Source organism: Enterobacter sp. WCHEn045836, assembly GCF_003965585.1.
GTDB classification, from domain to species: Bacteria; Pseudomonadota; Gammaproteobacteria; order Enterobacterales; family Enterobacteriaceae; genus Enterobacter; species Enterobacter dissolvens.
In genome coordinates, this window is the sequence record NZ_RXPT01000016.1 from 104,376 (window position 1) to 111,863 (window position 7,488).

Sequence of the window (7,488 nt, forward strand, 5' to 3'; positions counted from 1 at the left end):
TCAAGAGAACTGTAAAAGATGACGGATAATGATAACAATCGGACTGTCCCAAACGCGCTCCCGGTCGGGTATCGCTTCAACGAGTTTGAAATTAAAGAGGTGATTGGCGGCGGCGGATTCGGCATCGTCTATCGCGCCTGGGATCACCAGCTCGAACGCACTATCGCTATCAAAGAATTTATGCCTTCCTCGCTCGCCGTGCGCGGCGACGACATGACGCTGGTACTGCGCAGCGAACGCTTTGGCAAAGCGTTTTCGGCGGGGCTGAACAGCTTCATTCAGGAAGCCCGCCTGCTGGCGCGCTTCAACCACCCGAACCTGCTGCACGTGTTGCGCTTCTGGGTGCAAAACGATACGGCCTACATGGGGACGCTGTTTTACAGCGGCACCACGCTTTCTCGCCTGCGCGAAGAGAAGCCGGAGCTGATTAACGAGGCATGGATCCGTCGTACGCTGCCGATGCTGTTTGGCGCAATCAAGACCATCCATGACGAGGGCTATCTGCACCGCGATATCTCACTGGATAACATCCAGATTCAGGATAACGGCCTGCCGGTGCTGCTGGACTTTGGCTCCGCGCGTCGCACCATCGGTAACCTCTCTGACGAAACCGAAACCATGCTGCGTCCGGGCTTTGCGCCTATCGAACAGTACACCGACGACAATGAAAGTGAGCAGGGACCGTGGACGGATATTTACGCCCTCGGCGCGGTGTTGCGCACCCTGATCGTGGGTTCACCGCCGCCGGTTAGCGTGGTGCGTTCCATTCAGGACACCTGCAAACCGCTGGTGGAAATCCAGCCGCAGGGGTACTCCCTGTCGCTGCTGCAGGCCATCGACCGTGCCCTGGCGTTGCACATGGAGGACCGTCCGCAGTCTATTGATGAGTTCGCGGCATTGATCGAGATGCCGGTCGCCGGTATCGATGATGTGCTGACTGCTAAAAAACCGGGCACCATGCTGGTGCCGGTGGAAGAAGAGGCACCGGCTTCGGCGTTTGACTGGCGTCGTTACAAGATCCCCGGGATGGTTGCCGCGGGTGTGCTGGTCGGGGTGGTAGCTGGCGCGATGCTGTTCAGCGGCGGCCACGATGCGCCAGAGCAGGCTGCGCAAGCGCCGGAAACATCCCGCACGACAGAAACCGCATCGAACGCGCCAGAAGTCAAACCGGAGACCGCGAAGGTGAGCGAACAAGCGGCAACGCCTGCGACAGCGGAACCGACGCCGCCACCGGTTGAAGCCAGCCCGATTGCTCTGGTCTACATTCGCATTCTTGACGGAGAGACGTTGAAAGTGAACGGCGAGCCGAAAGCGCTGCGTCCGGCGAACAACGGTTATGCATCACTCAAGCTGCCAGCGGGTGAGGTGAGCATTGAACTGCAGGGCAACGGCAGAACCCGTAGCCAGACGCTGGATATCGTGAAGCCTGGCACCTGGCTGGTGAATCCGTAAACAAGGCGAACAGGGACTGGTAACAGGACGGAGCGAATGTACAACATAAAATTTGTCTATCTTTTCAGCGAGAACGTCTCGCCCGCGCTTTTTGCGAAAATTATCCGCCCGTCCGTTGCCGGGCAGTGGATTATGTCGGTGCCCGACAATTCGCTGCGCTCGCTGTTTACACGTTACGACTTGCTGCACTCCATCACTGGCGCGAATCCTTACCAGTCCGGGCGCGATACCCGTAAGCTGATTGTGCAGGATCTCGACATGGGCAGAGTGGTGGCGATCGACGAGAGCTATCGTAACTGGTCGTCAGTGACGGAGATATTTTATATCAATGCTGATGGCCGTCTGCAGGCTGCCTCGTTGGACGGTCTGGGCTGGTACCCGGTGAGTACAATTGTCGACCGCTACGAAACCATGGTGCGAACCTATGGCTCCCGCCCTGCGCCAACGGTGCTGCCGAAACAGGTAGTCAAATCCAAAGCGGCACAGATGCCGGATGAGCCGACGCCGGGCAAAGACGGTAAAACCTATGCGGCACAGCTGGAGAATATGACCAAAGCTGAACGCTGGCAGGCGCGTAAGGATCTGATTGCGAAGGGGAGTAATAGCCTCTATCCGGATGCGCAAATCGCGGCTAAGCGGCTGGCGGCGAATAATATCGCGGTTGAGAAAGCGAAGCTGGCAGAGAATGTGTATAAGACCGTGAATCCGCTTGAGGCCACGCCGGGAGTACCGGAGGGGTGGAAGGATATCAGTAATGATGCGGGTGCTTTGCAAAAGTTTGGCCTTAAAAGCAAAGATCTTTTCGATAGAGCTGACTCACCTGATTTTCTGTCACGCGTATATCAGCCTGATCCGGGTGTATTCGGTAAAGACATGAATTCGACGCTGGTTTTTAGAGGATCGAGGGAACCGGGATTGCCATCGCTTTCAGAGCATCTGGACTCGCTGCGAAATAAAAATGGATTCGCCTCAATAAAAAATGGTGCCGACTGGGCGAATAACTTTAAGCAAGGAATAGGGTTTGAAGCACCTTATTACCGCAGTGCAGTGCAACTGGGTGAAAAAATAGCAATGTCTTCCCAGCCGATTGATATTACTGGTCATTCTTTAGGGGGCGGTTTGGCCTCGGCAACGTCTATAGCGAGTGGAAAAGCGGCCTGGACATTTAATGCGTCAGGGTTAAATAGCGGGACAGTAGAAAAATATGGCGGACGTTTGTTGGGAAGCGCTGAAAACATACAGGCCTACCGCGTCAAAGGAGAGCTGCTGACTAAAATTCAGGAAGTCGATCTTGTTGAGGACTTCAAAATGGTGAGAGGACATGTCCCGTCCTTAATCGCTAAAGAAGAGTTGTCAGCACTGGCACCTGATGCCGCAGGTATTCCTCATGATCTGCCTGGTGGGGTTGGTGGAGCACTCGACAGGCACGGGATTGGACAAGCCATTAATTGTATAGAACAGCAAAAAGACGAAGATATTTCGATAATCAGGAGTCGTTTGTGAATAAGCTTTTTGTATCCTTTTTCGTGATTCTATTTTCATTGCTGATTCAGGGGTGTAAACAAGATATGGATCTAAATCCACAAGATTATTTCAGCGGTCAGCAACTGGTTCTGGCTGAAGATATTCAGCGTGGCGATATTGACGGTGTTGAAAAACTTGCGCCGCGAACTGATCTTAACAAACCAGGTAAGCAAGACATGACGCTTCTGTTTTGGGCGCTTGGTAACAGTATCAATGACAATAAAACTCCTTCTCGATTAAAAATCGTCACTTTATTGGTTAAGTCTGGTGCTGATCCCCTGCAACCGAGGCCGCAGGGTAAAAGCAGTCCCGCTGAGTTTGTATTGAATGCGGACAGTGCAGATTGGATCAATGCTTTACTCGACGGGGGATTATCGCCTGACGCTAAAGATAAAACGTTTCATGAGCCTGTAATTTTTGAAACCATCAAAGCAAAAAATACGGACACGCTTGAGGCTCTGCTGGATCGAGGGGCAAACATTAATATCACTGATTCACTAAACAGTACATTATTGTTTGAAGCCTTAAACTATCATGCTTATGATCACGTAATGCTACTGCTGAAACGGGGTGCTGATACAGAAATTAGAGCCAAAAATGGCTGGACGATGGGTAACCAACTCCAACGCTATCTTGAAAGAGCTAAAGAAGGTAGTGATGAGTATAAAAAACTTAACGAAATAAAAGAACTCCTTATTCAACATGGCGGTAAATGGCCACCTGCGCCAGTAAAACAATGATAAGCAGTAAGATATACGTTCAATATATTATATGGAATTGACGTGAAAATACGGTTAATTGCTAGCCTCATAGTGGTTTTCATTTTTCTGATACAGGGATGTAGACAAAATTCGGATTTGAATCCCGAGGATTACTTTAGCGGCCAGCAGCTTATTCTGGCGCGGGCGATTGAAAGCGGCAATATGGATGAAGTCAAAAAATTTCTTCCGAAAACCGATCTCAATAAACCCGGTCAACATGATATGACGCTACTTTTTTGGGCGTTGACGAATACACTTTATGATAAGAAAACGCAACCGCGCTTACATATCGTGACCGAACTGATAAAGGCCGGTGCCGACCCGCTTCAGCCAAGACCCAATGGAAAAAGTAGCCCGGCAGAGTTTGTACTTATGGCCGACAGTGGAGACTGGATAAAGGCGATGCTGGATGGGGGATTATCTCCGAATGCGAAAGATTACGTTTTTAATAAACCAATTATTTTTCAAACTCTGGAAGCGAAAAACACCGAGACACTAAAAGCAATGCTTGACCGGGGCAGCAATATCGACATAACGGATTCCCTGGGTGAGACTCTGCTGATAGATGCTTTCGATTTTCATTCCTACGATCATGTTTTCCTTTTACTTGAGCATGGGGCTGATCCTGACATTCGTGCTGATAACGGGTGGACATTAGGAAATCAGTTGCAGCGTTTTCTTGAAAGAGCGAAAAAAGACAGTGACGAGTATAAAAACCTTATCGCTATTAAAGAATCACTTATCCGACATGGTGGTAAGTGGCCACCCGAGCCGGTCAAAAGAGAGATTGAGTGAATATAACTGCAAAAAATAAAATATTCTATTTCTGGGGCATTATGGATGTCATCGGCATTGTGTTTTATTTTGTCGGCCCATACCACTTGCTTCAGTCATGGTGGGATTCTAGCGGTGGGAATTTTGGTGTCATCATCTTCATGCTGATAGCAGGCGGGGTAAACGGTTTATTGACGGGTCTTTTTTACCTCGTATACCTTCTGTGGCCGGTTTCATTACTCTTTTCTGCTTGGTTTTTTTTCACAACTCACCGATATGCCGTCCGGTTTGCTCTGGCGCAGGAAGTGTTACGCCTGCTCACCATGAGTTGTTCGGTGACCTTGTTCCCGATGATTATTGTCGGTCTCGGAATGAGTGTTATACCTCTCAATATCACGCTGTTCATTTTGTCGGAAATAGTAAAAATTGGCTCGCTCATATTTATAATGAAAAAATGGGATGCGGGTGATGGGGTAAAAAAGTATCTACCTTAACTGAACTGGACTATATCGAAAGGGCCCTCAGACTGGCGCAAAAAAGATATGCGGAACTTAATGGCAAGCATCCCAGGGCGCCAATTTTGCATATTTATGATGAGATTGTGCAACAGTTACGCATCCTGAAAAAGAGTGTTATCAAAAACAAAGCTGACAAATCCGTATTAAAGAGAATGACTTTTGGCCTTTATGCGGTTAGAGAATTTGAAAACTCAGATGAGCTCTTTTTCGAGAGACTGACGGATGCATGGTATATCTTAGATCAGCGTCTCCGTGGCGTTAAAGTGAAATTACCGCATGAAGTGGATCCTGACTATGTTCAGAAACAATGCGTACTGGCGGAAAAATACCCTGACGAATTTTGAGAGTTATGGATATCATTTCCTCAATATATCTTTCCTCCTCAAGGATTCATAATGGTCGATCTACACAGCGAAGATGCGGTAATTAATCACTATGCCGACCGCTACCGCAATCTTATGCCGTTAAACCTTAGGAAGGTGTCACGGCAAAAGAGTTCCGATAACGTCTGGGATGAAACATTGCCGCTCGTCACAACGGAGGTCGTTTCGCGCGATAACGCACTCGGTGCGTTAGTGGGATTGGCCGTTGGCGATGCCGTCGGGACAACGCTTGAATTTAAATCACGGGATAGCGAACACGTTAGTGATATGCAGGGTGGTGGGCCCTTCATCTTAAACGCGGGTGAATGGACAGACGACACATCCATGGCTTTGTGTGTGGCGGAAACCTATCTTGCCGAAAATCGAATGAATACAGATACCCTTAGAAAGTTCCTTCTGAGGTGGTATCAAACTGGAGAGAACAGCAGTAACGGACGTTGTTTCGATATTGGCAATACAACGCGTTTCGCTCTGGAACAATATCTGCATGTTGGGCCTTCCTGGTACGGTAACACTGAGAAACATACCGCGGGGAATGCCGGACTTGTTCGCCAGGCCCCTGTGTCGATCTTCCGCCGAAAGTCACTCCGGGCGATTTATTTTGAATCGCAGGCACAGAGCAGAGCAACTCACGGGGCGGTAGAGTCTATCGATGCATGTCAATTTTTGGGGCTGATTCTGCATCATCTGATTAATGGTCATCAAAAAGAAGAGGCATTTTCACCCCATGTTTTTCCTTTGTGTGCACGGGTCATGATAATCAACGCGGGTGAGTACAAGCATAAAGCTCGTCATCAGATTCGTTCCAGCGGTTATGTAATCGATACGCTTGAAGCAGCAATGTGGGCGGTATGGAATACGGATAATTTCCGTGATGCGATCCTTCTTGCCACCAATCTGGCGGATGATGCCGATAGCGTCGCGGCAACGGCAGGGCAACTTGCCGGTGCATTGTACGGTTATTCTGAGATACCGCAGGACTGGAAAGACAAACTGGTACAACATGAACGTATTGCTGCGCTGGCGGGTGATTTGTTTGACAGAGCACCAGAGGACAACTTTCTCTAGTACGGGAGTTAAAGGAGAAGCGTGAATAAACAAAGTTATACAGCGATGGATTATATTGAAAATGCCCTCGATGTTATTCAGGAGCGAAAGTCAATTCATCCTTCTTTTTCTTTGTATAACGTGGCTGAAAAACAAGTGACGTATGTCAGGGATATACTGACAGGAAAGAATAAAGATAAAAGTAAACTCCATACGTTAAATCTTGGCGCTATGGCTGCAAAAGAATTTGAAACTACCGATGAAGAGCTTGCCCGGCATCTGTCAAATGTAAACTACATCGCTTCGCAGATGGCTCAAGGGGTAAAAGTTATTCTTCCTCATGAGCAGGATAATGAATATCTAAAAAGGCAAAAGCGGTATCGAAATTAAGCAGACGGTGACTTGTGCATATCCCAAAACGTCTTGTCAAAAATCTCGTCTTTGTTGATACATTTATTTAGCATAAAACATTACGGAATACAGATTATGCTCAACCGAATTACCGTCCAGCTCCCGGTCGAGGGGCTGCTCTTCTGGAAACTCTCCGGCCGCGAGGCGATGTCTGAGTCGTTCGCCCTGACGCTGACCCTGCTCGGTACGGATGCGCGTATCGACCGCAGCAAACTGCTGGGCCAGCCGGTCACGGTGACCATCCCGACGCAGAATCTGCTTACCCCGCGCTACATCAACGGCAAAGTCACGCGCGTGGCGGTGAGCGCCGTTGAGCTGACGGGGACGCGCTATGCGGTGTACCAGCTTTCTGTAGAGCCGGACCTGTGGCCGATGAAGCGTGACCGTAACCTGCGTATCTTCCAGGGCCAGACGGTGCCGCAGATTGTGAAAACCCTGCTGGGCGAGCATCAGGTCAACGTGGAAGATAAGCTTACCGGCAGCTACCGGGTATGGGACTACTGTGTCCAGTATCAGGAGTCGAGCCTGGACTTTATCAGCCGCCTGATGGAGCTGGAGGGAATCGCGTATTACTTCAGCCACGAGGCCGACAAACACACCCTGGTGCTCACCGATGCC

General features: G+C 49.4%; 9 protein-coding genes. All 9 read left to right on the top strand.

Features of this window, described 5'->3' with window-relative positions; genetic code table 11:
• The first annotated feature begins 18 nt into the window (after nt 1-18).
• The gene (locus EKN38_RS19880; protein ID WP_047360865.1) at nt 19-1,452 is read left to right on the top strand and encodes a serine/threonine protein kinase; all 1,434 of its coding nucleotides are present in this window, start codon (nt 19-21) and stop codon (nt 1,450-1,452) included.
• A 36-nt stretch (nt 1,453-1,488) separates the two neighbouring features.
• Nucleotides 1,489-2,955 carry a hypothetical protein gene (locus tag EKN38_RS19885; protein ID WP_014832313.1) on the top strand — a complete coding sequence of 489 codons (1,467 nt, stop codon included), beginning with the start codon at nt 1,489-1,491 and terminating at the stop codon, nt 2,953-2,955.
• Nucleotides 2,952-3,716: an ankyrin repeat domain-containing protein gene (locus EKN38_RS19890; RefSeq protein ID WP_014832312.1), complete on the top strand. Its 765-nt coding sequence runs from the start codon at nt 2,952-2,954 to the stop codon at nt 3,714-3,716. The genes EKN38_RS19885 and EKN38_RS19890 overlap by 4 nt, the downstream gene beginning before the upstream one ends.
• A gap of 42 nt (nt 3,717-3,758) precedes the next feature.
• A complete protein-coding gene (locus EKN38_RS19895) occupies nt 3,759-4,532 on the top strand; it encodes an ankyrin repeat domain-containing protein (RefSeq protein WP_126522559.1) in 774 nt (257 codons plus the stop codon).
• Nucleotides 4,529-5,005 (top strand): hypothetical protein, encoded by a 477-nt coding sequence (locus EKN38_RS19900; protein ID WP_014832311.1) that lies wholly within the window; start codon nt 4,529-4,531, stop codon nt 5,003-5,005. Before EKN38_RS19895 ends, EKN38_RS19900 begins: the two co-directional genes overlap by 4 nt.
• Before the next feature lie 5 nt (nt 5,006-5,010).
• Nucleotides 5,011-5,373 (top strand): immunity protein Tsi6 family protein, encoded by a 363-nt coding sequence (locus EKN38_RS19905; protein ID WP_043951656.1) that lies wholly within the window; start codon nt 5,011-5,013, stop codon nt 5,371-5,373.
• Nucleotides 5,374-5,424: 51 nt separating this feature from the next.
• A complete protein-coding gene (gene tri1 / locus EKN38_RS19910; RefSeq protein ID WP_014832309.1) occupies nt 5,425-6,480 on the top strand; it encodes an ADP-ribosylarginine hydrolase Tri1 in 1,056 nt (351 codons plus the stop codon).
• Nucleotides 6,481-6,501: 21 nt separating this feature from the next.
• On the top strand, nt 6,502-6,849 hold the full coding sequence (locus EKN38_RS19915) for an immunity protein Tsi6 family protein (RefSeq protein WP_014832308.1): 348 nt from the start codon (nt 6,502-6,504) through the stop codon (nt 6,847-6,849).
• A 96-nt stretch (nt 6,850-6,945) separates the two neighbouring features.
• Nucleotides 6,946-7,488 (top strand): type VI secretion system Vgr family protein (locus tag EKN38_RS19920; RefSeq protein ID WP_126522562.1); only part of this gene is annotated, 543 nt, incomplete at its 3' end.